Raw genomic sequence first — 23,466 nt, 5'->3', positions numbered from 1 at the left:
TGTTATTCAAGCAATGCAATAAACCGGTTTGCGATGATGGGAAGAGAAGAATTGCGCCTAGTGGCAAAACCTACAGAACGTAATGGAATGGGTTCAATTGTCTGAAGTCGAAATAGTTTCTTATTCTCAAGTTCTAGATCGATAAAGGATTGTGTAACAAATGCTGCTCCATATCCGCGAATAGCCATTTCAATTAGCATATCCATGCTGGACAGCTCCATATCCGCATCTGGCGTCATGCCTTGTGAAGCAAACCACTGCTCAATAAACAATCTTGTACTGCTCGCTTCAGAGAGCAGCAAGAGCGGCAATTGGGCTAAGGCTTGAGCCGAAAAGGGGGTATCGACTAAATGACGATACGCTTCTCCTACAACAAAGCAGTCCTGAATCTCCGTTAGATGTGAAACGACAAGTTCATGATCAGAGAGGGGCAAGTGAACAAGACCAATATCAATTTGACCATCTAACAATCGATCCCGTATATCCGATGTTTTTCCTTGAGAAAGCCGAATGCGTACATCGGGATGCTCCGCGTGAAACGTATCGAGCAGAGGCAGCAGCAAATGCTTGATTACAGGTCCGCTAGCCCCAATGCGCAGCTCGCCTGCCGTAAGGTTTTTGAGCGCTTGTAATTGGATTTCACCTGCTTGCAGTATCGTAAACGATTTCTCTACATAAGCGAGAACTTCCAATCCTTCCGAAGTAAGCTTTACTCCTTTGGACAATCGATCAAACAACTTCACTTCAAGCTGCGCTTCCAGTTGCTTAATTGCGTAACTGACTGAAGGCTGTGTAATATGCAGCTCTTGTGCTGCTTTTGTCAAATTTCCTAATTTGGCGGTATGGAGAAAAATGCGATACCATTCCATATTCATTAGCATGATATAGTTCCTCTCTATGACAAGATTCAAAAATTTCGATTTCATTTATTTCACATTCAAAATTATAATAGACAAATAACGAATGCGTCAAAGCATTCCATCGGGAGGTAAACATAATGGCAGGAAGCACATATGGGGAAAGCTTTAAAATTACGACATTCGGTGAATCACACGGGGAAGCCGTTGGCGTCATTGTAGATGGCGTAACACCTGGGGTTGAGCTGGATGAGAAATATATTCAAACGCAAATGGATCGAAGAAAACCCGGTCAATCCTCTGTAACTACCCCGCGCAAAGAATATGATGTCATTCGTATTATGTCTGGCATGTTTGAAGGGAAAACAACGGGAACGCCACTTTTCATTATGCTGCATAATACGGATATGAAGCCTGAAGCATATAACGATATACAAAATTCCTTTCGTCCAGGACATGCCGATTATACGTATTTGAAAAAATACGGCTTGCGTGATCACCGCGGAAGCGGGAGGGCGTCGGGAAGAGAAACAGCAAGCCGTGTTGCTGGCGGAGCGGTTGCCCGCAAGCTGTTAGAGAACCGAGGAATAAGTGTTGTTGCTTATACCAAGGAAATAGGCGGTATTAAATGCGAAACGTACGTCGAGGATGAGATTGAAAAAAATGCGGTAAGAGCATGTGATCCAGAAGCAGCGGTTCGTATGATCGAGAAGATCGAGCATTTAGCGACTATTGGAGACAGCTGCGGCGGTATCGTGGAATGCAGAGTAAGAGGTGTTTTACCTGGGATTGGCGAGCCAGTATTTGATAAGCTGGACGCTGAGCTTGCAAAAGCAATGCTATCCATCGGGGCTGTTAAAGGCATTGAGTTTGGGGCAGGTTTTGCAGCAGCAGAGATGCTCGGCAGCGAGCATAATGATGCCATGAGCAAAAACGGGTTTTTAAGCAATAACGCGGGGGGAATTGTCGGCGGCATCAGCACGGGCGAAGAAATTGTTTTTCGTATAGCGGTTAAGCCCACTTCATCCATCTCTTTGCCGCAGCATACGATTGATATCCACGGTCAAGAGAAGATGATCGAGACCATTGGCAGACATGATCCGTGTATCTGTCCACGTATTATTCCCGTTGTAGAAGCGATGGCATGTATCGTTATTGAAGATCTAATCAAGCGCCAAGCAGCAATGAATGGATAAACTGTGCTATGCTTATAAATGACAAATGCTGAGAGGAGATTGCTAATGAAACCAACAGTCTTCATTGATCGACAGATCCCCGCTGAAGTAGAGGCGTTTATAGCAGAGCACTGTATAATAGACAAATGGGAAGAGAAAACGCCCATGACCCGTCAGCAGATGCTTCTGAAGATGGCGAGTGCAAATGGTTTATTAACGGCAGGAGCAAAAATTGATGCTGAATTAATTGACCATGCGCCGCATTTGAAAGTCGTAAGCAGCATAAGCGTCGGCTATAATCATTTTGATGTTGAAGCAATGCGTACAAGAGGGATAATTGGAACGAACACGCCGCATGTCCTGAATGACACTGTAGCGGATCTTGCACTCGCACTCATTCTGGGAACAGCGAGGCGTGTTGCGGAGCTGGATCGATACGTAAAGGATGGCAAGTGGAAGACAGGCGATGGCGTCAAGCTGTTCGGTAAAGATGTCCACCATGCTAAGCTTGGCATCATTGGAATGGGGAGAATTGGTGAGGCGGTTGCCCGTCGCGCCAGGTTCGGGTTTGACATGGATGTCGTTTATTATAATCGCAGCCGTAAGCCAGAAGCGGAAGAGAAGCTGGGCGTTCGTTATTTTGAATTAAATGATCTGCTTGCTTATTCAGATTTTATTTTATTATTAGCACCTCTGACACCAGACACGGTTAAGCTAATTGGAGCAACTGAGTTTAAATTAATGAAGCCATCATCGATTTTTATTAATATATCGAGAGGGCAAACGGTAGATGAGCAAGCTTTGATTGAAGCTCTCGAGCAGGGTACGATTTCAGCTGCGGGCCTTGATGTATTCGAAAAAGAACCGATTGAAGCGGATCATCCTTTTCTGACGATGGCTAATGTATTAACCTTGCCTCATATCGGCTCTGCCACTTCGGATACAAGGTTTAATATGGCTATGCTTGCAGCTCAAAACCTAGTAAACGCGTTAACGGGACAAGTCCCCCCAAATGTCGTTGACGAGCTGCTTTAACAGGATACACGTTGTTAATAAGAGGGGTACATATCATGACAGCTTCAAAGTTATTACTTCTCGGAGCAACAGGCAAGACCGGTCAATTTATTGCGAGTTATCTTGAAGATAGGAACGTTCCATTTAAGCGATTTGTAAGACTGCCTGAGCAAATGATCGATGAGAGCTATCTTGGAGATGTACGTAATCAGCATGATGTTTTTGAAGCCATAGTTGATGCGAGTGGAGTCATTTGTGCGTTAAATACGGAAGGCAACGGAACACTTGTCAGCGGCATCACAAATTTGATTGCCGCAATGCAGCATTACCGAGTGAAAAGAATCGTAACGATTGGTACAGCGGGCATCTTGCAGAGTGAGCTGCAGCCAGAGCTGCTTAGATACCAATCCAGTGAAAACAGACGTTTAAACCATGATGCAGCCAAAGAGCATGAGCAGGCTTATAGGGCACTCGCTAACACTGATTTGGACTGGACCATCGTCTGTCCCACAAAGCTCGTTCAAGAGGAGCTGCGCGGCGGTTATCGTGTGCGAAAGGAAATCCTGCCCTCTGGAGGTGCATCGATTTCTTTTGCAGATACGGCTGAATTCGCTGTTTCGGAATATTTTAACGGTGCTTATGTGCGAGAACGTGTTGGTATTAGCTACTAATTCATAGGCAAAAAGGTAAAAACACCTGAGTTCCTACTTTTCATAGGGACTCAGGTGTTTTTGGTTATCTATTATTGAGCTGCATCAGCTTTCAAAACTTCAACGCGATTTGAGAAAAATGTAGCACCGCCGCCCATATCTGCGAGCCGCTGCGGCGTCAGTGTATTCACGGCTTGATGACCTTTTTTCTTGTCTTCCCACCATAAGCCTTGCGTGACGAGTACTCCTGGCAGTACATCTTGACCAACGCGCAGCGTCATCTCCAGTTCACCACGATCATTGCGTATCTTAACACGTTCCCCGCTAAGGAGCCCGAGAGCTTCTGCGTCATCCGCATGCATATGAAGGAGAGGCTCCTTCTCAAGCTTTTGCAGCTTTTCTTGGTTGGCGAAGGTCGAGTTAATGAAGCTGTGATTCGGGCCAGTCGTCAACCAAAAAGGATACGTCTCCGGTTCTCTAAGCGGCGTATGATTGGGTATTGGTGGCAAGCCGTTCATAAGCATTTTCTCCGAATAAAGCTCGATTTTACCAGAAGGAGTCGGAATCATCGAGGTATAGGAAGGAAGCTCATTACCGCCAGCCTTCATCCACGTATTAGCTTGCAGCGCCTCAAAAGTAATGCCTTTAAGAAGTGGATTATTTTCGCTATCAAGTGCCTCACTTATCATTTGCTGCTCAGAAATGTCAAATAGATGAGGCTCAAAGTCAAGTTTAAGCGCGAGCTCCTTAAAGAGCGTAAAGTTTGATTTGCATTCACCCATCGGTTCCATAATCGGCTGGTGAAGCTGCAAATACAGATGCCAGTATGAAGTGTATAAATCCAAGTTTTCAAAATGAGAAGTTGCAGGCAATACAATGTCCGAATATTTGCAGGTGTCTGTTAAGAACAAATCATGTGTAATCGTAAATAAGTCTTCACGAGCCAATCCCTCGCGCACTCGGTTCTGGTCAGGCGCTACGACTGCTGGATTGCTGTTATAGACAAACAGCATCTTGACTGAAGGAGCGGCATCTAGAAGAGCATCGCCGAGCTGATTCATGCTGATCGTACGGACATCCGGATCAGGCATTAAATCGGGGCGCTCAATTTTCTCACCATTGAGCCGCGAATACCAGCTGTTGCCTTTCATTGCGCCGCCACCTTGAACATCCCATTGCCCAGTCAATGCAGGCAAGCATGAAATTGTTCGCACGATCATTCCGCCATTATCATGGTGCTGAAGTCCGTTGCCAATGCGGATAAAAGAGGGAGTGGTCGTTCCATACAGCCTGCTAAGCTCCTCGACCTCCGCTGCCGGTACGCCCGTAATAGCTTCCACTCGTTCAGGCGTATATTCAGCTGCTTGCTTCGCGAGATCCTCGTAACCGAGCGTGAACTGCTCGAGAAAAGCTTGATCAGTCAGCCCATCACGGATGATGACATGCATCATGCCAAGAGCGAGCGCTGCATCCGTTCCCGGACGCAAATGAATGAACTGATCCGCCCAAGTAGAGGTACGATTGCGATGCACATCAATATGAATAACCTTTGCTCCGTTTTTCCGTGCTTCCGTTGCCAACATCGTTTGGTGCATATTTGTTGATACCAGATTGCAGCCCCATATAAGAAACAGCTTCGTATGTATCGTTTCTTCGGGATCAATGCCTTTGGAAGCGCCCATCGTATAAGCATAACCTGTTGATCCAGCAGCGTTGCATATTGCGCGGTCCAATTGACTTGCACCGAGTCGATGAAAGAACCGTCGATCCATTCCTTCTGCATTCAAAACACCCATATTGCCATAAAAACTATAAGGCAATATGGCACTCGCTCCATGCTCGGAAATAATCCCTTTCATCCGTGAGGTAATTTCCTCATAGGCTTCTTCCCAAGATATGCGTTCGAATGAATGCTCGCCTTTGGGACCTACACGGCGAAGAGGGTAGAGCAGTCTTTCAGGATGATACACGCGATCATTTAATTGTCTTACCTTATTGCAAATTGCTCCGCGGGTTACCGGGTGCTCTGCATCACCTGTTACTTTCGTTATTTTGCCTTCCTCGAAGGTGACGCTCAGACCACAAGTATCCGGGCAATCAAAAGGGCAAACCGATTTTACAGTACCATTTATTACTGATTTGCTCATATCTATCTCACTCCATATAACAGCCATATTCACGTCGTATTATCATAGCATAATCGCATGCAGCGTAGGGAGCAAGATGCAAAAAGTGATGTGCAAATCGCCTGTTTTCCGAACTTCCAGTTTATTATCTATTGACAGCACTTTACTTGTCATGTAATATTCAATGTGCTTAAGACGTATTCCACAACTAAATAATTCGTATAACCTCACGGAGTTACAGCTTGAACAGGGTGAGGGTTTCTACGGGAAGCCTTACTTCCCAACTACGAATATGAGATCAATCATCATTGATCCTATATTCGCAGTTGGGATTTTTTTATGCGCAAATTTTCAAATTTTCATGAGGGGGATTCACACAGATGAAGTATATTTTTTCGGTTTTTCTAGGTGCTGCAAGCTATGGCATTTTATCCACTATTGTTGTGCTTGCTTATGGTCGCGGCTATGAGCTTGGTGAAGTTGTAGGCAGTCAATTGTTAACAGGTTTTTTGCTCGCTTGGATACTCACTTTCATTATGAAATGGCGTGAGAAGCGCAGCCAGAGCTCAACTAATCAAAGTAAGGTTAATACATCTATTCGCACGAGCAGCATGACATGGAAACAACGTTTCATTCTAATGGCTGCTGGAACTCCAACCGCTATTACAGGTTTATTGTATTACCAATCTCTTCGCTACATCCCAGCATCGCTTGCGATTATATTGCTCTTTCAGTTCACATGGATTGGTGTATTAATTCAAGCGGTAGGACAGCGGAAACGTCCAAACGGCATTATGTTTTTTACAATTGCTATCTTATTCGGCGGTACTTTGCTTGCAGCAGGCATCATCGAGCAGGGCACAGGTCAGTTCAATATAATGGGAGTTATACTCGGCCTGTTATCTGCAGTTAGTTACTCATTATTTATTCTCTTTAGCGGAAAAGCAGTTCCCTCTGTACATCCTGCATATCGAAGCGCTTGGATGATTACCGGAGGCATGGTACTTGTATTTATTTTATTCCCTCCAACCTTTTTGTTTAATGGACTCATTTTTGGAGATTTGATGCTTTACGGTTTCTTGCTTGGTATGTTCGGTGCGTTTATTCCACCCGTGTTATTTGCAATCGGTGTGCCGCATGTCGGAGAAGGGATGGCAGGGATTTTGGGTGCGTCGGAGCTTCCTGTCGCTGTTTTGCTTTCATCCTTCGTTCTGAATGAACATGTCAGCGCCTTGCAATGGGCTGGTGTCATCGTCGTACTCATAGGGATTGCGCTTCCAGAAGTCATCAAAATGAAGCGAAGAAGATTGAGCGTGCAATAATCACATATATGAAAAAGAAGCCAGCTGCCCTGAATTAGTGCAGCTGGCTTCTTTTGAATTAGAGACTATTCCTAGCCGTATTCTTATTCCTTTGTATAAGTGGAGAGCCAGTTATAAATAATAAATAATCAACTGATGTTGTTTACACTAATCCTATTTCTGGGAGGCATTTGATGATCTATGATTGTGTAATTGTAGGTGGCGGCATTGCAGGTTTACAGGCTGCCATACAATTAGGAAGATATCGTCATCACGTTGCGGTTATCGATTCCGGCAATGGAAGATCTTCGGTATGCAGAAGCTATCATAATTTAATCGGTTTTCCTGATGGCATTAGCGGGGTGGAGCTTCGCCTTGCAGGGAGAAAGCAAGCAGAGCAGCTTGGAGTCACATTCATACAAGCTGAAGTTGTACATGCGGAAAGATTAAATGAGGCTTTTTTTCTAAAAACTTCGGATATGAAAACTTATCTTGGTAAGAAGCTGCTTATTGCGACAGGTGTGAAGGATCGGCTTTCGAATTTGGATATGCTTATTCCATGTTTAGGAACGAGCGTATACGTATGCCCTGACTGCGATGGATACGAAGTACGAGACCAGCCTACGATTGTTCTAGGTGCTGGAAATGCCGGAGCACAAATGGCACTAACACTTACGCATTGGACGGAGGAGCTCATTTATGTAAATCATGAGCTCACACCGATTGAAGAAGAGCTACGACTCAAGCTTGACCAAAAAAGAATCCCCTGTATAGAACAAGCCATTCAAACCGTTCTGATTGAGCGTGAACAATTTATAGGGATAATTCTTGCGGACGGTTCATCTATTTATCGTCAGCGCTGTTTTGTTGCTTTTGGCGGTAATGAGGTTCGTTCCTCCATTGCCAAACAGCTTGGAGTAGAGGTTATGGAGAACAATCATATTGTCGTTGACCCGCGTACCAAGCTTACAAGTGTCGAAGACATTTGGGCCGCTGGAGACGTAACTGCGCATTCTGAAATGTTGACCATAGCAATGGGGGATGGCAGCCAAGCGGCAATATGGATTCATAAGAGCTTATTATCTACATAGAGGTGATGACCTTGTCGATAATTCCATATTCCAATGCCTCTTCCGATGACATATAATAATCACGATCCATATCCTTTTCGATTTTCTCTATAGGCTGTCCTGTTCTTTCTGCACTAATTCGATTCAATTTAGAGCGTATATTCAAAATCCGATTTGCACTTATCGCAATATCACTAGCTTGCCCTTGGACACCGCCATGGGGCTGATGAATCATAATCTCGCTATTAGGCAGCGCAGCACGATGACCCTTCTCGCCAGCAAGCAGAAGTATAGCTGCAAAAGAAGCAGCGAATCCCGTGCAGATAGTGTGTACTGGAGCTTTCACAAATTGCATCGTGTCAAGAATGGCGAATCCGGCAGAAGTGGAGCCGCCTGGGCTGTTAATGTACATCGAGATTTCTTTCTCAGAATCCTCCGCGGTAAGAAATAATAATTGAGCAACGATGCTGTTAGCGACTACATCATCTATTGCAGAGCCCAAAAAAATGATGCGATCCTTCAGCAATCGCGAATAAATATCGTAGGATCTTTCACCGCGGCTGGATTGCTCGACTACATAAGGTACATAATTACTCATCGTATTTTACCTCCAAATGGATGTTGTTTGGTTTCGATTAGTAAACGAATAACAATTAAAAAAAGATACGGGAAAAATTTTTGAAAGAAGCGTATCTTTTGACGCACTTCATTCGTTTACTTCAATAAGGATGTTCTCCTTTTTGAGAAGATGAAGAGAGGTAAATGCCGAGGAGGTATAATGATGAATGAACTGAAATCTTTACCCCATACAGTAGTAAAAAGCACAGAGGCTGACCTTGATCAGCTTCAAAAAACACTTGAGCGATATTGTTTGTTTTTAACAAAATCAAAATGGGATGCAGAGGATTTAGTGCAGGATACATGGCTAAAAGGGCTGCGGGCAGCTGTTGATTCAAATCACAATAATCCGGAAGCTTTGTTGCTGCGCATCGCCAAAAATACATGGATTGACCAGCGAAGAAGAAAAAATCAATATCAACTTCTCATCCAGCAAGCGAAGCCATTGGATATAGCAGCTTATTCAAGCAGTCTTGACCATGAAGAAGCGATGTACGCGCTCTTGCAACATCTGTCACCTTTACAACGAACTGTGTTTCTTTTGCGCGATGTGCTTCATTTTTCAATCGAAGAAACTGCCGAGCGGCTAAATACGACGCCTGGTGCAATCAAGGCTGCCCATTACCGCGCGCGTGAAGCCTTGCAAGCAGTCAAGCGGGAACTGAAGGCAGAGGCTGTTATACTACCTGATGATGAGTATTTGCGAAGCTTCTTAAGAGCGATGGCGGTTGCTTATCAGACGGGGGATGTAGCTCTTTTAGTTGAGCTTGCACAACGAGATATTTCTGAAGCGCCAATCCTAGTAGGTATCGCACAGAACAATAAGCGCAAAGCCTCAAGAAGCGGAGCACATGTGTTTGCTGCTAACCCAGTGAATGTGCAAATGGCTGCATAAGCAATAAAGAAAAAAACCGATGCCAGCAGGCGTCGGTTTATTTGCTGTATGCAGCTCCACGCAGAATTTTATGAAATAAGCTATAATAGAGGAATAGAATATGAAGGATTGAGGCAAACAATGATGACTCGCAAGCTTATTTTTTTTGACATTGACGGTACCTTGGTTGATCACGAGAAGAAAATACCGCCATCTACGCACCAAGCGATTGAGCAATTGAAAGCAGCTGGCCATGAACTCGTTATTGCGACGGGAAGAGGGCCCTTTATGCTGAAGCCCATTAGCGAACAATTAAACATAGAATCCTATGTTAGCTTTAATGGCTCTTACGTGGTGTACAATGGAGAAGTTGTGTACAGCCATTCGATTAATCCTGACCGACTTGCAGAGCTTACGCAAATTACTCTAAATAATAATCATCCTTTAGTCTATATGACACCGGAAGGTATGCGCTCCAGTACACATGAAACCGCTTATTTAGAGGATGCCCACGAACCGCTAAAAAAGAAGCTGCCGCCTATGGAACCTGATTATTATGTAGGAAAAGATATTTATCAGTGCCTGCTTTATTGCAAGCAAGAGGATGAGGGCTGCTACAAGGAAAATTTTTCTGAGCTCGGCTTCATTCGTTGGCATTTGTTTGGCAGTGACATTTTACCGCCTGGTGGCTCAAAGGCAAAAGGAATTCATGCTCTTGTTGAACGATCCGGTTTCGACCGTGAAAATATTTATGCATTTGGCGACGGTTTAAACGATCTGGAAATGATGCAATATGTCTATCACAGCGTTGCGATGGGCAATGCACCCGATGAAGTGAAGCAAGCCGCACGGTATGTAACGAAGGATGTAACAGAGGACGGCATTATGTATGGCCTGCGCATGCTTGGTTTATTAAAAGATTAGGGCAGGCACGCCTCACGGAATAATAAAGGCAGATCTCTTTAATAGAGATCTGCCTATTATCGTACTATTTAATTACGCGTCTAGCAGTTACATAACGCTTGTCCCATGTGCTGCCTTTGAATTTGGAAATGGTTACGCCTACACCTACTCTGTAAGTGTGAAGGAGTTTATCATTACCGATATATATGCTTACGTGATTGATGATGCCATCACGATTCGTGTCAGAGAAAACAAGATCGCCTGGTTTAAGATTGCTTTTCGAAACATAAGTGCCGGATTTCGATTGCTGCTTAGAAGATCTTGGCAAGCTAATGCCATTTTTCTTAAATACGTACTGCGTGAAAGACGAGCAGTCAAACGCGCTAGTAATACCTGATTTTGCACCAAATTTATAAGGCACGCCCAAATATTTTTTTCCAGTTGCAGTGACGCTGTTTGCTTTGGACGTACTTGATACCGTTGCTGCGTTTGCTTCTTGAGGCGCTATGACAGGCACGCTGGCAATGGCAATAGATAAGCTGATTCCAACACCTGCGATAAGTCTACTAATCTTTTTGTTCTTTGTGTTATTCATGATGTTCCTCCTTGAAATTAGGTAGTCTGTGTGATGTGCTAGAAATACCATAACATACATTAAATGCCCACTAATTACCTATGAGGAAGCAAACCCTTGCTGCTGCTGAATAAAAACAACTTTATTAAAAAGTGATGATAAAATACTCACTTTTTCTCACTTGACAGCTGTCCATTTGGTAAAGTTCATTTATAAGTGTTTTTACTCTATCGCCAAGCTGGATACAGGATATATACTGATGAAGTCGGGCCGACGAATCTTGAGGAAAGGAGCTGATCGATTTGATTAACAACTTGGAGGTGATCTCCGTTTAACGGAGATCGCTCATTAGAAGGAGACCGCAAGGTCTCCTTTTTACTTTTAAAAATGTTCTAACCAATATTAATGGAATTATTGTTAAACATTTCTTGTCATCTGAAAATGCTTACAATATAATAAGAAAGTGCAACAAGAAAGAAGTTCAAGTGGAGGGAATAACATCCATGGCTTTTATTGCTTGCAACAAAAACTCAGCGTTACCAAAAATCGAAAGGAGGAAGCAAAAAATGTTGATTAACACTACTGCTGCAAACAATTCTAAAAAGATTAGCTTGTTCGAGGAGGACATTTATTGTGAACTACAAAAATGGGAGAGACGTGCTTCCCCCTAGTCTATTGCAAGAGCTGCAAAAATACATTCAAGGTGATTTGATCTATGTGCCTAAGCTTGCGGAGAAACGTGCGCATTGGGGTGAGGTAAGCGGCACACGGAAACTGCTTGCCGAACGAAACAAAGAAATTTACCTGTATTATTCGAATGGTTGGACTGTTGCTGATCTAGAGCGGAAATATCATTTATCGTGCGAAAGCATTCGTAAGATCATTGTTAAATCACGATAATGAAAAAATATTGAAAAAAAGCAGATTGCCGCGAGCATCTGCTTTTTTTGTTGTCATTATTGAGTAAAAAGTAGGATTGACACAACTAAGACAAACCTTTAAGAGGGATTTTTTGTCGAACGTCGAAATGTTAATGGATGTATTTTTGGCGATAGATGTCGAATGAACACTAGAACAAATGGCAGTGGAGGATTAAGAAAATGAAAACATTATTAATTGCAGAAGATGAGCCGGTTCTGCGCATGCTTATTATGGATACGCTCGAAGATGAAGGTTATGCGCTCGAAGAAGCGGCTGATGGGGAAGAAGCGTTACAAAAAATTGTGGACACTAACTTTGATTTAATTATTCTAGACTACATGATGCCTAAGATGACAGGTATTGAAGTCATAGAGAAAACAAGGCTGCTGGAGGATCGCAAGCATTCATGCATTCTTATGCTGTCAGCGAAGAGCCAGCAAGCCGAACAAGAGAAAGTGCTGCTCGCTGGCGCCGATGGCTTTATGTCTAAGCCCTTCAGTCCGCTTGAGCTAATCGATAAGGTAGAGGAGATGTTACGTGGGTAAGCTGCGTCTCTTCTATAAGAAAAGAATTACACGACAGTTCGTAGCGATGATGGTACTTGCTTTATCGCTTATTCTTATTGGGGCTGTTGCCGTGCTGACAATCTCGGTTATGATATTAAAAAATTATGAGTCCGAAACGGTTCAAATGAGAGAGAAGCAAGAGCTTGTCGCGCAAATTGCCGATCATTCCAATGATATTATTTTGAGAGCGCGCGGTTACTATGTCTATTTAACAGATTTCGAATATAAGCAGATTTTTTCGGAGAAGAAGCTGCTCGATCAATCTCTAGCAAAAATCAAAACCTATCCGATTAATGCAACGGAACAAGAAGTGATGAACAATATTGAGTCCTTTTTCGTCGATTACTTTGAAAACATTTTGCCGAAAGCGATTGAATATTCAAAAGCTCAAAATTATGAAGCGCTTCGCGTCCTTGTATCCGCAGGTGAGGATAACCCTGTGAATAAACTAATTAGCTATTCACGTGATTTTGAGAAACAAGTACAGCTGCTTGCTGAACAAAAAAACGATGAATTATTTCGCAGCCTAACGCTCCAAGCCGTTATATTAATAGGCTACATCATTATTATCTTAATTATAGCTTCATTTATTACGAGAAAAGTGGCTAGAGATATTGGCGTGCCGCTCATGAGATTGACGAACCACGCTCGTGAGTTTGCGAATGGTGAATATTCGGAGCCGGAGGATCTCACAAGAGAAGATGAGCTTGGAGAGCTGGCACGAACCTTTAAGAAAATGATGACGCAAATCCAAAGTAAAGAAGAGGAGCTTCTCGCTCAAAACGAAGAACTTATTGCGCAGCAGGATGAGCTGCAGGCGCAGCAAGAGGAACTGCAGATCGCCGTAGGCGTAATGGAGCAAAATGAGAAATATTTGGAGAAGCGCAACCAGCTTGTACAATCCCTCTCTAATACCCTCGATAAACAAGAGCTGCTGCAAAGCATCATTTCTAATATTGTCGCTATCACCGATTCCGATAAAGGCTTAATTGTGATGATGAATAGAGAGCATGATTGCGCATCTGTAGGGATTTCCAATGCTTCAGCCAAACAGTTTATTGAGCAAATGGAAGATGGCATCGTATTACGTGCCTCACAGACCAAACAAGCATACAGTATGATTCGTGAATGTTCACTTGGTGAACAGGGATATCACGATTCTGCTATGAAAGCTACCGATTTAATCTTGCCCATTTTGAATGCATCAGAAGAAATGGTTGCCTGCCTAGTTATTACGAAGGTCAATCGTACGATTACGAAGCAAGAGGAAGAAGAGATCGTTGGCATGATGACACAAGTATCATTAGCCTTCGATAAACTGCATTTGTACGAGCTGTCGGAGAAGCAGCGCTTGATGACTGGAGATATACTGAACACCATTCAAGAAGGCATCCAATTGCTTGATCTAGATGGCAGCACGCTTCAAATTAATCACAAAATGGCTGAGATATTCGGATTTTTCAATCATGAAAAAGGGACAATCAATATGCCTTTTGAGCAATTCAAAGGTTTTGTCCAATCCTCTGTTGTTGAATCTGAACCGTTAATTCAATTTATGACTGGGCTTATCTCAAATGGACATTATAATGGCTTGCGCAGCATGAACTATGAAATTACAGAACCAGAAAGAAAATTCATTCAAATTTATTGCGAGCCCTTGTACCGCAATGGTCAACAATTCGGGTTATTGCTCGTTCACCGTGACATCACGAAAGAGTACGAGGTTGACCGGATGAAATCTGAGTTTGTAAGTACAGTTAGTCATGAGCTGCGGACGCCGCTTGCAAGTGTGCTTGGATTCGCAGAGCTGCTGCTTCACCGGGAACTGAAGCCGGAGCGCCAGCGGAAATATGTATCGACGATTTATCAAGAAGCAAGAAGATTAACGACGTTAATTAATGACTTTTTAGATTTGCAACGAATGGAATCAGGTAAACAAACCTATGAAATGAAAAGCACATCGTTAACGCCATTAATTAAAGAAGCCATCGACATGCAGCAAATGTCTGCTAGTATCCATCAAATAACGTGGAAAAATGATGCACAAGAAGCAATTGTAATTGCAGATAAAGATAAAATGCTTCAGGTATTCATTAATTTATTGAGCAACGCAATTAAATACTCGCCAAATGGCGGACAAATCACTTTGTTTAGCAGCATTAACAAAGATATGATCGTCATTCGCTTAGAAGATGAGGGACTTGGCATACCAAAGGATGCACTGCCTAATCTCTTCAACAAGTTTTATCGTGTCGATAATTCAGATCGAAGAGAAATTGGCGGGACTGGCTTAGGCTTGGCAATCGTAAAAGAGATTGTTACAAGACATGATGGCAAAATAGAAGTTTTTTCCGAGTTCGGACATGGAAGTACCTTTATCGTGACGCTTCCACTGGCTAAGCAGCAAGAACGAATACAAAACGATGAGTTGAAGGAAAATACTTCTTCTGAGACGTCCATTCAAGTGATGCTGATTGAAAACGACCTTAATTTGTCAACTTTACTCCGTGATGAATTGAGGTCTAGTGGATTTCATGTTCACCTGTTCACAGAAGGTGGATTGGCTATTAATGCAATTGAACAGCTTAAACCGGATATCGTGGTCATCGATCTGATGCTGGAATCAGGAATTACCGGCTGGGATATTATTAGCAAAATCAAGAAATCCGATGTATTGCTAAATACGCCAATCATCATTTCGAGCGCCTTCGAAGAGAAAGAAAAAGCTGCACAATGGGGAATTAATGAATTCCTTGTGAAACCCTATTTACCTGGCAGACTAAGTGCAGCAATCTCTCGTTTGCTGCGATAATTGGGGGAGCCCATTTTCATGAAGACGGAAAAATATAAACAACTGATTCAACAGCGAATTACACAGACGATCGATGATTGGTCCAATCAAACAGCAGTTGAGGAACAAGATATTCATCGATTTTTCCATAATCTTAAAGGGACAAGCGGTACGATTGGGCTGCGTGAGGTTGAAAAGTTTTCGGAATCCAAAGAACAATTTTTTTCTGAAAAAAGCAAAAAAACGTACATACGCGAGGAGTGGTCAGAGCATTTGCTGCCACTAACGGCCATGTTTCCTCAAGTACTGCAGCTGCTAGACGGACTCGACAATGCAAATGAGGGTCAGGCCGATTCCCTTGATGATCATTCAAAGCATCACAATCGTGTACTTGTCATTGATGATGATGTTGAATTTGTAACCTATGTCAAAGAAGTTTTAGAGAAAAATGATTATCCAGTAAGCATTGCTCTGAATGCGGAGCGCGGTTTAAAACTGTTCTACGAATGGAAGCCTAATCTCATCCTTCTTGATATCGTGTTGCCCGATCGAAGCGGCATGTATGTTCTTAATCAAATCGTTGATAAGGCGAAGCAGCAGCATATTCCGATTATTATGGTCAGCGGGAATGTATCCGTCGAAAATCAAGTTAACGCCTATCGATCCGGTGCGATGGACTTTCTTGCCAAGCCGTTTGATGTTGAGCTGCTTAAGGCTCTCATCGACAATCGATTTGCGATGAAGATGGACTGGGAACGCTCGATCATTATTGATGAGTTAACAGGCGCTTACAATCGCAAGCATTTCAATCAAATGATGCGGCAGCATCTCGACAGCTTTAAGCGCTCAAACGATATTTTCTCACTCGTTATGATTGATTTAGATTACTTCAAACTTGTAAATGATACCTATGGTCATCTTCAAGGGGATGAGGTGCTTCAAGCCTTTGTGGCAACTACACAACATGCAATCAGGCCAAGAGACATTTTATGCCGATATGGCGGGGAAGAATTTGCTCTTATTTTACCGAATACGGATGCAGTTCAAGCCGCTTACCTTATGGAGCGTCTGCGTTCTAAATTTAATGCTATTAAATTTCAAACGAGTGATTCTAACTTTCAAGTCACATTTTCATCAGGAATCACAGAAATAACGGAACATAATAGCCATTCTGCTACCCTGGTAGATGAAGCGGATCAAGCTTTATACAGTGGGAAACGCGGAGGAAGAAACCAAACGGTAGTTTATTCCAAGGCATTAAACCATTCCAAAAACGAATCGATATTAAACATCATTGTCGTTGATGATGATCCATTAATCCGAGAGATTATCATTAATCGATTTTTTAACTGGAAACCTACGAATCATACGAAGGTAAAAGCAGAAGGTTATGCAGACGGTAGAACGTTCTTATCCTCCAACTGGTACAAAGAGAGTGAAAAGTTTATTATCCTGCTCGATGGCTCTATGCCTGATTTGGACGGATTAGAGGTATTAAAGGAGCTGCGCCTCAATTATCCTGAACAACAGCTGTTGATCGTCATGCTGACCGCTCGCAATAATACTTCTGATATCGTCAATGCACTTCAAATTGGTGCAGATGATTACGTCGTAAAGCCATTTCATATGCAGGAGCTTGTGCTGCGAATCGAACGATTGGCTAGTCGAATCGTTAACTAGATTAAGGAATAGCACAAAAAATCGCACTTCGATAAGAAGCGCGATTTTTTTTATAGGGCATCCTATGATTACAGACTTGCATTCCCTATTAGGGAATAGTATGTTTAGAAAAATTAAACCGAATCAGCGATGTACGGCTTCCGGTAATTCTACAACGGTTTGGGGATACTTATAATCGTTCTGATAACAGTTCGTGTCTGAATCATAAGTAGACTGTGAAAGCTTGTGAGAGATCGCGAATATGGGAAGTTTCGGGTTGACGTGCAGGGAAGAATCATAAAAAGAGCATCGTTCAAAATTAAAGTCCAGCGTAGTGATAATGATGACGCAGTTCGAAAAGGTACACCCGATAAAGCTAAATCCGTCAAAAGCAATCGTTTCATTCGTAAATTGTTCATTCGAAATTGTGTGCATAATCAGCGCTCCTATTCTGTGGTGGGACAACCTAATTGCTAGTCTACCAGATTCGTGATGTGATGTTTGTCGGTTGATGCATGTGAAAATTAATAATTAACGACATAAATAGCGTTCATTTGAGATGACTCTCCATTAATATAGTGAGTACAATATTTTTTTACAAAATACGATTGATTGAGTGAAGGAGCTGTATAAATGGACTCAAAAAAATTAGCCGCCGAAAAAGCTGTCGAGTTTCTTAAGGACGGAATGGTCGTGGGATTAGGAACAGGATCAACCGCTTATTGGGCGATTCAAAAAATCGGCCAAAAAGTAAAGGAGGGCCTATCGATTAAGGCGATTGCTACGTCGAGAGCTTCTGAAGAGCTTGCGATAGAGCTTGACATAACGATGCTTCCATTCGCAGAGATTGAGCAAATTGATGTGACAATTGACGGCGCAGATGAAGTAAATAACGAATGGAACTTAATCAAAGGCGGAGGAGGCGCGCTGCTCCGAGAGAAAATCGTAGCTGCCGCCAGTAAGCAGCTAATTATCATCGTAGATGAAAGCAAGCATGTCGCGCAATTGGGACGTTTCCCGCTCCCGGTAGAAATCGTTCCTTTTGGTTACGAAATGACAATAAGAAAACTGCGTAATCTCGGCGCTGAGACGACAGTGAGAACGAAAGAAAATCAAATGTTTGTAACGGATAATGGCAACTTTATTGTAGATTGTCAGTTTGGTACCATTTCGCAAGCAGAACAGCTGGAACATACATTAAATCTCATCCCTGGTGTCGTCGATAACGGATTGTTTATCGGTATGGCAACTAAGGTCATCGTAGGTTATACCAATGGTACAGTGAAGCTGTTGTAAAGCTGTCTAATAGATGTATGCTGCACTTAGCTTGACACATCACCCGAAAGTGGTTTACAACCATATACAGAGGTGAGCGACATGAGCGTCATTCGGTTGGAGAACGTAACGAAAAAGTATGAAGATACACTTATTTTTCGAGATATTTATTTTCGTATAAGCAAAGGGGAACGAATCGGTCTTATAGGCCGTAACGGCGCAGGAAAATCGACCGTATTTAAACTTATTTTAGGCAGAGAAGAGCCTACAGCAGGGAAGGTAGAGGTTGATCCGAAGGTTAAGGTGAGCTACTTCTCACAGTTCTCAGAGCTTAGCGGCAATCGTTCCGTCAAACAAGAGCTGGAGCTTTGTTATGAGCATATTTGGAGCATCGAACGCGAGCTTGGGGAAATCGGAGAAAAGCTTGGTATTACCGTTGATGCTGATGAAATGGATCAGCTGCTGAATCGTCAAGCAGATCTCTTCGAGCAGATGGAGCATCATAATGGCTGGAATGCTGCTGTAGAGATCGATACCGTACTCACTAAGCTTGGATTTGATGAGCAATCGCGTCAACAGCCTATCGATCAATTGTCAGGCGGCTGGCGCAACCGCGCCGCACTAGCCAAAATGTTAATTGAGCTGCCAGACGTCGTACTGCTGGACGAGCCGACGAACTTTCTAGACCTCGACGGGCTGGCTTGGCTGGAGCAATGGTTAAATCGCTTTAGCGGCACAATGATTTTGGTATCTCATGATCGGCAGTTTATTGACCGGGTAGTGACTCGTACCATTGAGATTGAAAATTATCATTTTCAAGAATACGAAGGCAATTATACCGATTATATTCGGAAGAAGAAGCTGCGCAAGAAAGAACTTGATCGGCAGTTCGAATGGGAAGAGGAGCTTCTGCTTATGGAAGCCGAAGAAATCGACAACCGTTCGAGCAGGAAGTCTTCCAAAGATCGTCTGTCGCGGAAGCTGGCTGATATGAAGAAAAGAGTAGAACCGCATCCTGTAAACGTTCTGATTACTGATATTTATGAAAATTTGCGTTTTCCAGACAACTTATGCACTGTCGATGCAATAAGCAAAAACTATGCTGAGCGTGTTATCTTTCAAGATGTCAGCTTTGATATCCAAAAGGAAGATCGGATTGCTATTATCGGTTCAAATGGCAGCGGAAAATCCACTTTAATTAAAGTGCTAACAGGACAAGAACCGGCTGATTCAGGTGCCGTGCAGTTTAGCAAAGGCGTAAGCTACGCCTATTTCAATCGCATGTGGGACGAGCTCGATCAGAAGGATACGGTAAGCCATGCAGTGAACATCTATGGCCTTGGCCTTAATGCCCCTCGCAAGAAAGTGAATAAATTTCTTTCTATGCTGCAGTTCTCGGAAGCAGACCTTCAAAAAGTGATCGGAAGTTTATCCGGCGGTCAACAGGCACGTGTGGCACTCGCAAAATGTTTACTGTCCGGCGCCGAACTCATCATATTGGATGAGCCTACCAATCATCTGGATTTGACCAGCATACAGGTGATGGAGCAGGCGTTAATTCATTTCCCTGGAGCAGTACTCACCGTAAGCCATGATCGTTTCTTCATTGATAAAATAGCTACAAAGCTGCTGACCTTCGAACCGGGTGGAGTAATTACTCAACAAAGTGTATAGCTCACAGCAAAACATAGTATAAGCCAACCTAATGGGGTTGGCTTTTTTTTGTTTATCCGAGCTCAAATGTTAAAGATAAGCTGCATATAAGGCGAGAGATCGAAGTCATTTTTCAGCGGTCTGTCTTCATATACTACGATACGTGCGGATACCGTCGAACATTGTCCACTAACCATGCCTCTTATAAGAAGGAGTGGAGTGAGATGCAATTTTCTATATCCGATGAGCTGGAAATGACTCGCGCAGTGTTAAGGGAATTTGCAGAAAGCGAGGTTGCAACTAGAGCAGTCGAACGTGATGAGAAGGAGCAGTATGATCGATCGTTATTTGACCAACTGGCTAAGCTAGGCATAACAGGCATACCTATTGATGACTTAAATGGCGGTGCCGGCAGCGATTGGATGACTTTCATTATTGTAATAGAAGAACTGGCTCGTGTCTGCGCTTCTACAGCTGCTCAGCTTGCCGCCCATACGGTTTATGCTGCTATGCCGATCTTCACTTTTGGCGGCGACGCTTTAAAAGCTTTGTATCTTAAGGACCTCRCAAAAGGTGTAAAACTAGGTGGATGCGCTCTACCATCGACAGTAGTGGGGAACGAGGGATTGAGCAGCAGCATTTCAGCACGTCGACGAGGAAATTACTGGGAGCTATGTGGCGAGCATACATGTGTCATTCATGGAGATATTGCGGATTATTGCATTGTTATTGCAAAGACGGAGTTAAAACGAAAAAAATCGCCAAGTACAGCTTTTTTAATAGAAACGAGTACAGCTGGATGGCAAATTGGGCAGCGAGTACGAACGATGGGATTGCGTTCTTTCCACATTTCAAATGTGAATCTGGATAAATGTAAGTTATCTGAGACAAACAAAATCGGAAAAGATGGTCAAGGATTTGAAATCATTTTGAATTCCATCGATATCGGGCATTTGAGTGCAGCTGCGCAATCCATTGGCATTGCCCAAGGAGCTTTTGAAGCAGCAGCTGCCTATGCCAAGGAACGCAAGCAATTCGGTCATTTAATTGGAAAGCAGCAAGGCATCTCTTTCAAGCTTGCAGATATGGCAACTCAGCTGGAAGCAGCCAGGCTTCTCGCTTATCAAGCGGCGTGGCGCAAGGATGAAGGCTTAAGCTTTACAAAGGAAGCCGCCATCGCACGTAAGTTCGCGGCAGAAATGGCTGTTGCCGTTGCGATTGAGGCTGTACAAATATTTGGCGGTTATGGCTATATGCAAGAATATCGGATGGAACGGTTTTTAAGGGATGCAAAATGTGTGGAAACGGGGCTTGGAACAGGCGGGATGGAAGTGGATTGCATCCATCGGATGCTGAAGGAGTAGGAGGTATATCACCATGCGCCAGACCGTTATTATAGGAGGGAAACGAACAGCATTCGGAAAGCTCGGCGGCATGTTCAAAAATGAGAAAGCAGTTGAGCTGGGCGCTGCCGTCATTAAAGGAGCCATGCAGCAAACGGGCATACACGCAAGTCAAGCTGATGCCGTCATGATGGGAATGGTGCTTCAAGCAGGCTGCGGCCAAAATCCAGCGCGACAAGCTGCCATTCTTGCAGGGATCGATTGGAGCGTTCCAGCGGAAACGATTAACAAGGTTTGTGCTTCGGGCTTGCGAGCCATCTCTATGGCAGATCAGGTCATACGTGCTGGAGATGCAAACATAATTTTTGCTGGCGGAATGGAGAGCATGAGTCAGGCGCCATTTGCTGTTCGAACAGCTAGATGGGGAAACAAGCTGGGAAATGCCGAACTTACGGATTTATTGATTCACGATGGTCTACTTTGTCCTTTCGAAGATGTCCTGATGGCTGTTTATGGCAACAAAATTGCAACAGATCATCATATTAGTCGAACGGAACAAGATGAATGGGCATTAAGGAGTCATGACCGTGCGAGCTCAGCTGCAAATCTGCGATTATTTGAGGATGAAGTTCAGCCTTACTACACTTCTGCAAACGCTATCTTGGCCATCGACGAAGGACCACGTTTTAACACGGATTTGTCGAAGCTTGCGCTGCTAAAACCGATTCATGGTCCGAGCGGTACGATTACGGCTGGGAATGCTCCGAGTGTGAATGACGGCGCCGCCGCTATGCTCCTCATGTCGGAGGAAGAAGCGAGACGAGGCGGACACAAGCCGCTTGCCAAAATTATCGGACATAGCACCATTGGTGCAAGTGCTCCTAATTTAGCTGCTGCTCCAGCGCTTGCAATCCAAAAGCTATTGCGAAAAACGGGCATTCCTTTAAAAAACATTGATTTATTTGAAGTGAACGAAGCATTTGCCTCCGTCATCCTAAGCTGCGGGAAAATAGTAGGCTGGGATGAGGAGAAGGTCAACGTGAATGGCGGTGCGATCGCGCTTGGACATCCAATCGGTGCAAGCGGCGCAAGAATTTTACTCACTTTAATTTATGAATTGAAGCGCCGCGGCGGCGGTTTAGGCATTGCTGCCATCTGCAGCGGCGGAGCCCAGGGTGATGCCATGCTCATTCAGGTGGAGTGCTAAGGCAAAGGGGGTGCTCATGATTATCCAAAACGTTACCGTAATTGGAGCTGGACAAATGGGCAGCGGAATTGCACAGACGTTAGCGCAAAATGGATTTCAGGTAACCCTTTACGATATTGAGCAAGCTGCCGTGGCAAGGGGGATTGCCACAATTAACACTTCTCTGACTCGACTTGCCGCCAAAGGAAATATTAGCGAGGCTGATCGAACTCAGACCATAAAATCCATCATAACTTCGACAGACTTAATGTGCTCCAATCGCTCTGATCTAATGATTGAAGCTGCGCCTGAGAATATGACGATGAAAAAAGCGCTTTTTGAAAAGCTTGATCAAATTTGTCAACCAAATGCCATTTTGGCTACCAATACATCCTCGTTATCGATTACAGAAATAGCTTCAGCAACAAAAAGAGCTTCGCGTGTAATCGGCATGCATTTCATGAACCCCGTACCTATTATGCCATTAGTCGAAATTATTAAAGGGCTTGAGACTTCGAGCGATACATTTGAAAAAATAAAAGCATTGACGCTCACAATCAAGAAAACGCCGATTGAGGTTCAAGATTTCCCAGGCTTTGTCYCCAATCGAATTCTGATGCCTATGATAAATGAAGCGATTTACACGGTGTATGAGGGGGTCGCTGAGCCAGAAGCTGTAGACCAAGTGATGAGGCTTGGCATGAACCATCCGATGGGTCCGCTTACGCTTGCCGACTTTATTGGGCTCGATACTTGCTTAGCAATCATGGAGACACTGCAGGCTGGATTCGGCGATTCAAAGTATAGACCATGCCCGCTGCTGCGCAAATATGTGCAGGCTGGCTGGCTAGGCAGGAAAGCCGGACGCGGCTTTTATGTGTACTCAAATGAGAAGGGATAGGTACATCCG

General features: G+C 43.7%; 21 protein-coding genes and 1 riboswitch. Of the genes, 16 read left to right on the top strand and 5 right to left on the bottom strand.

Annotated elements, in window-relative coordinates; translation table 11 throughout:
• Positions 1 to 2 precede the first annotated feature (2 nt).
• Positions 3 to 881, bottom strand: a complete 879-nt coding sequence (locus AB4Z50_RS33480) for a LysR family transcriptional regulator (RefSeq protein ID WP_441886320.1) — start codon at positions 879 to 881, stop codon at positions 3 to 5.
• Positions 882 to 997: 116 nt separating this feature from the next.
• On the opposite strand from AB4Z50_RS33480, the gene aroC reads away from it, so the two are divergent.
• Genes aroC through AB4Z50_RS33465 form a run of 3 tightly spaced genes read left to right on the top strand, consistent with a single transcriptional unit; the run spans position 998 to position 3,717 of the window.
• Positions 998 to 2,053, top strand: coding sequence for a chorismate synthase (gene aroC / locus AB4Z50_RS33475; RefSeq protein ID WP_441886317.1), 1,056 nt, complete (start codon positions 998 to 1,000; stop codon positions 2,051 to 2,053).
• 45 nt (positions 2,054 to 2,098) lie between these two features.
• Positions 2,099 to 3,067 carry a 2-hydroxyacid dehydrogenase gene (locus AB4Z50_RS33470; protein WP_441886314.1) on the top strand — a complete coding sequence of 323 codons (969 nt, stop codon included), beginning with the start codon at positions 2,099 to 2,101 and terminating at the stop codon, positions 3,065 to 3,067.
• A 35-nt stretch (positions 3,068 to 3,102) separates the two neighbouring features.
• Complete coding sequence (locus AB4Z50_RS33465) at positions 3,103 to 3,717, top strand: NAD(P)-dependent oxidoreductase (RefSeq protein ID WP_441886311.1); 615 nt, start codon at positions 3,103 to 3,105, stop codon at positions 3,715 to 3,717.
• A gap of 71 nt (positions 3,718 to 3,788) precedes the next feature.
• On the opposite strand, the gene AB4Z50_RS33460 is transcribed toward AB4Z50_RS33465, so the two are convergent.
• Complete coding sequence (locus AB4Z50_RS33460; RefSeq protein ID WP_441886308.1) at positions 3,789 to 5,843, bottom strand: molybdopterin-containing oxidoreductase family protein; 2,055 nt, start codon at positions 5,841 to 5,843, stop codon at positions 3,789 to 3,791.
• A 176-nt stretch (positions 5,844 to 6,019) separates the two neighbouring features.
• Positions 6,020 to 6,129, top strand: a riboswitch (purine riboswitch).
• A 73-nt stretch (positions 6,130 to 6,202) separates the two neighbouring features.
• Here AB4Z50_RS33460 and AB4Z50_RS33455 point away from each other — a divergent pair.
• Together AB4Z50_RS33455 and AB4Z50_RS33450 are read left to right on the top strand one after the other, a co-directional pair.
• Entirely contained in the window at positions 6,203 to 7,144 is a 942-nt protein-coding gene (locus tag AB4Z50_RS33455; RefSeq protein ID WP_441886305.1) for an EamA family transporter, read from the top strand.
• 173 nt (positions 7,145 to 7,317) lie between these two features.
• Positions 7,318 to 8,214 carry an NAD(P)/FAD-dependent oxidoreductase gene (locus AB4Z50_RS33450; RefSeq protein WP_441886302.1) on the top strand — a complete coding sequence of 299 codons (897 nt, stop codon included), beginning with the start codon at positions 7,318 to 7,320 and terminating at the stop codon, positions 8,212 to 8,214.
• On the opposite strand, the gene AB4Z50_RS33445 is transcribed toward AB4Z50_RS33450, so the two are convergent.
• Positions 8,207 to 8,791 carry an ATP-dependent Clp protease proteolytic subunit gene (locus AB4Z50_RS33445; protein WP_441886299.1) on the bottom strand — a complete coding sequence of 195 codons (585 nt, stop codon included), beginning with the start codon at positions 8,789 to 8,791 and terminating at the stop codon, positions 8,207 to 8,209. The genes AB4Z50_RS33450 and AB4Z50_RS33445 overlap by 8 nt on opposite strands.
• Before the next feature lie 183 nt (positions 8,792 to 8,974).
• Between AB4Z50_RS33445 and AB4Z50_RS33440 the strand changes: the two genes are divergently transcribed.
• Positions 8,975 to 9,706 carry an RNA polymerase sigma factor gene (locus AB4Z50_RS33440; RefSeq protein ID WP_441886296.1) on the top strand — a complete coding sequence of 244 codons (732 nt, stop codon included), beginning with the start codon at positions 8,975 to 8,977 and terminating at the stop codon, positions 9,704 to 9,706.
• A gap of 123 nt (positions 9,707 to 9,829) precedes the next feature.
• A complete protein-coding gene (locus tag AB4Z50_RS33435) occupies positions 9,830 to 10,609 on the top strand; it encodes a Cof-type HAD-IIB family hydrolase (protein ID WP_441886354.1) in 780 nt (259 codons plus the stop codon).
• A 64-nt stretch (positions 10,610 to 10,673) separates the two neighbouring features.
• Here AB4Z50_RS33435 and AB4Z50_RS33430 read toward each other — a convergent pair whose 3' ends face one another.
• Positions 10,674 to 11,183: a C40 family peptidase gene (locus tag AB4Z50_RS33430; protein ID WP_441886293.1), complete on the bottom strand. Its 510-nt coding sequence runs from the start codon at positions 11,181 to 11,183 to the stop codon at positions 10,674 to 10,676.
• Between the two features lie 612 nt (positions 11,184 to 11,795).
• Here AB4Z50_RS33430 and AB4Z50_RS33425 point away from each other — a divergent pair.
• The 4 genes from AB4Z50_RS33425 (at position 11,796) to AB4Z50_RS33410 (ending at position 17,120) form a co-directional block, all read left to right on the top strand.
• Positions 11,796 to 12,062, top strand: coding sequence for a CD3324 family protein (locus AB4Z50_RS33425; protein ID WP_054024760.1), 267 nt, complete (start codon positions 11,796 to 11,798; stop codon positions 12,060 to 12,062).
• A gap of 200 nt (positions 12,063 to 12,262) precedes the next feature.
• Positions 12,263 to 12,628, top strand: coding sequence for a response regulator transcription factor (locus tag AB4Z50_RS33420; RefSeq protein ID WP_076265936.1), 366 nt, complete (start codon positions 12,263 to 12,265; stop codon positions 12,626 to 12,628).
• Positions 12,621 to 15,461 carry an ATP-binding protein gene (locus tag AB4Z50_RS33415; protein ID WP_441886288.1) on the top strand — a complete coding sequence of 947 codons (2,841 nt, stop codon included), beginning with the start codon at positions 12,621 to 12,623 and terminating at the stop codon, positions 15,459 to 15,461. Before AB4Z50_RS33420 ends, AB4Z50_RS33415 begins: the two co-directional genes overlap by 8 nt.
• 18 nt (positions 15,462 to 15,479) lie before the next feature.
• Positions 15,480 to 17,120 (top strand): GGDEF domain-containing response regulator, encoded by a 1,641-nt coding sequence (locus AB4Z50_RS33410; RefSeq protein ID WP_441886285.1) that lies wholly within the window; start codon positions 15,480 to 15,482, stop codon positions 17,118 to 17,120.
• A gap of 123 nt (positions 17,121 to 17,243) precedes the next feature.
• Here AB4Z50_RS33410 and AB4Z50_RS33405 read toward each other — a convergent pair whose 3' ends face one another.
• Positions 17,244 to 17,534 carry a hypothetical protein gene (locus tag AB4Z50_RS33405; RefSeq protein ID WP_441886282.1) on the bottom strand — a complete coding sequence of 97 codons (291 nt, stop codon included), beginning with the start codon at positions 17,532 to 17,534 and terminating at the stop codon, positions 17,244 to 17,246.
• Positions 17,535 to 17,732: 198 nt separating this feature from the next.
• Between AB4Z50_RS33405 and rpiA the strand changes: the two genes are divergently transcribed.
• The 5 genes from rpiA to AB4Z50_RS33380 all read left to right on the top strand — a co-directional run bounded on the left by rpiA (position 17,733) and on the right by AB4Z50_RS33380 (position 23,457).
• Positions 17,733 to 18,395, top strand: coding sequence for a ribose-5-phosphate isomerase RpiA (gene rpiA / locus AB4Z50_RS33400; RefSeq protein ID WP_441886279.1), 663 nt, complete (start codon positions 17,733 to 17,735; stop codon positions 18,393 to 18,395).
• Between the two features lie 81 nt (positions 18,396 to 18,476).
• Entirely contained in the window at positions 18,477 to 20,048 is a 1,572-nt protein-coding gene (locus tag AB4Z50_RS33395) for an ABC-F family ATP-binding cassette domain-containing protein (RefSeq protein WP_441886276.1), read from the top strand.
• A gap of 203 nt (positions 20,049 to 20,251) precedes the next feature.
• On the top strand, positions 20,252 to 21,391 hold the full coding sequence (locus tag AB4Z50_RS33390; RefSeq protein WP_441886273.1) for an acyl-CoA dehydrogenase family protein: 1,140 nt from the start codon (positions 20,252 to 20,254) through the stop codon (positions 21,389 to 21,391).
• Positions 21,392 to 21,404: 13 nt separating this feature from the next.
• Positions 21,405 to 22,577 carry an acetyl-CoA C-acetyltransferase gene (locus AB4Z50_RS33385; RefSeq protein WP_441886270.1) on the top strand — a complete coding sequence of 391 codons (1,173 nt, stop codon included), beginning with the start codon at positions 21,405 to 21,407 and terminating at the stop codon, positions 22,575 to 22,577.
• Positions 22,578 to 22,593: 16 nt separating this feature from the next.
• Positions 22,594 to 23,457 carry a 3-hydroxybutyryl-CoA dehydrogenase gene (locus tag AB4Z50_RS33380; protein WP_441886267.1) on the top strand — a complete coding sequence of 288 codons (864 nt, stop codon included), beginning with the start codon at positions 22,594 to 22,596 and terminating at the stop codon, positions 23,455 to 23,457.
• The last annotated feature ends 9 nt before the right edge of the window (positions 23,458 to 23,466 follow it).

The sequence above is a fragment of the Paenibacillus sp. 2TAB26 genome (assembly GCF_052115145.1).
Taxonomy (GTDB): Bacteria; Bacillota; Bacilli; order Paenibacillales; family Paenibacillaceae; genus Pristimantibacillus.
This window is presented reverse-complemented; position numbering and strand designations above follow the sequence as displayed.

Coding starts and splice junctions, on each gene's coding strand:
- AB4Z50_RS33450 (WP_441886302.1), top strand. CDS start 7,318: ATGATCTATGATTGTGTAATTGTAGGTGGCGGCATTGCAGGTTTACAG.
- aroC (WP_441886317.1), top strand. CDS start 998: ATGGCAGGAAGCACATATGGGGAAAGCTTTAAAATTACGACATTCGGT.
- AB4Z50_RS33480 (WP_441886320.1), bottom strand. CDS start 881: ATGCTAATGAATATGGAATGGTATCGCATTTTTCTCCATACCGCCAAA.
- AB4Z50_RS33410 (WP_441886285.1), top strand. CDS start 15,480: ATGAAGACGGAAAAATATAAACAACTGATTCAACAGCGAATTACACAG.
- AB4Z50_RS33395 (WP_441886276.1), top strand. CDS start 18,477: ATGAGCGTCATTCGGTTGGAGAACGTAACGAAAAAGTATGAAGATACA.
- AB4Z50_RS33420 (WP_076265936.1), top strand. CDS start 12,263: ATGAAAACATTATTAATTGCAGAAGATGAGCCGGTTCTGCGCATGCTT.
- AB4Z50_RS33385 (WP_441886270.1), top strand. CDS start 21,405: ATGCGCCAGACCGTTATTATAGGAGGGAAACGAACAGCATTCGGAAAG.
- rpiA (WP_441886279.1), top strand. CDS start 17,733: ATGGACTCAAAAAAATTAGCCGCCGAAAAAGCTGTCGAGTTTCTTAAG.
- AB4Z50_RS33465 (WP_441886311.1), top strand. CDS start 3,103: ATGACAGCTTCAAAGTTATTACTTCTCGGAGCAACAGGCAAGACCGGT.
- AB4Z50_RS33440 (WP_441886296.1), top strand. CDS start 8,975: ATGAATGAACTGAAATCTTTACCCCATACAGTAGTAAAAAGCACAGAG.
- AB4Z50_RS33470 (WP_441886314.1), top strand. CDS start 2,099: ATGAAACCAACAGTCTTCATTGATCGACAGATCCCCGCTGAAGTAGAG.
- AB4Z50_RS33455 (WP_441886305.1), top strand. CDS start 6,203: ATGAAGTATATTTTTTCGGTTTTTCTAGGTGCTGCAAGCTATGGCATT.
- AB4Z50_RS33435 (WP_441886354.1), top strand. CDS start 9,830: ATGACTCGCAAGCTTATTTTTTTTGACATTGACGGTACCTTGGTTGAT.
- AB4Z50_RS33445 (WP_441886299.1), bottom strand. CDS start 8,791: ATGAGTAATTATGTACCTTATGTAGTCGAGCAATCCAGCCGCGGTGAA.
- AB4Z50_RS33430 (WP_441886293.1), bottom strand. CDS start 11,183: ATGAATAACACAAAGAACAAAAAGATTAGTAGACTTATCGCAGGTGTT.
- AB4Z50_RS33405 (WP_441886282.1), bottom strand. CDS start 17,534: ATGCACACAATTTCGAATGAACAATTTACGAATGAAACGATTGCTTTT.
- AB4Z50_RS33460 (WP_441886308.1), bottom strand. CDS start 5,843: ATGAGCAAATCAGTAATAAATGGTACTGTAAAATCGGTTTGCCCTTTT.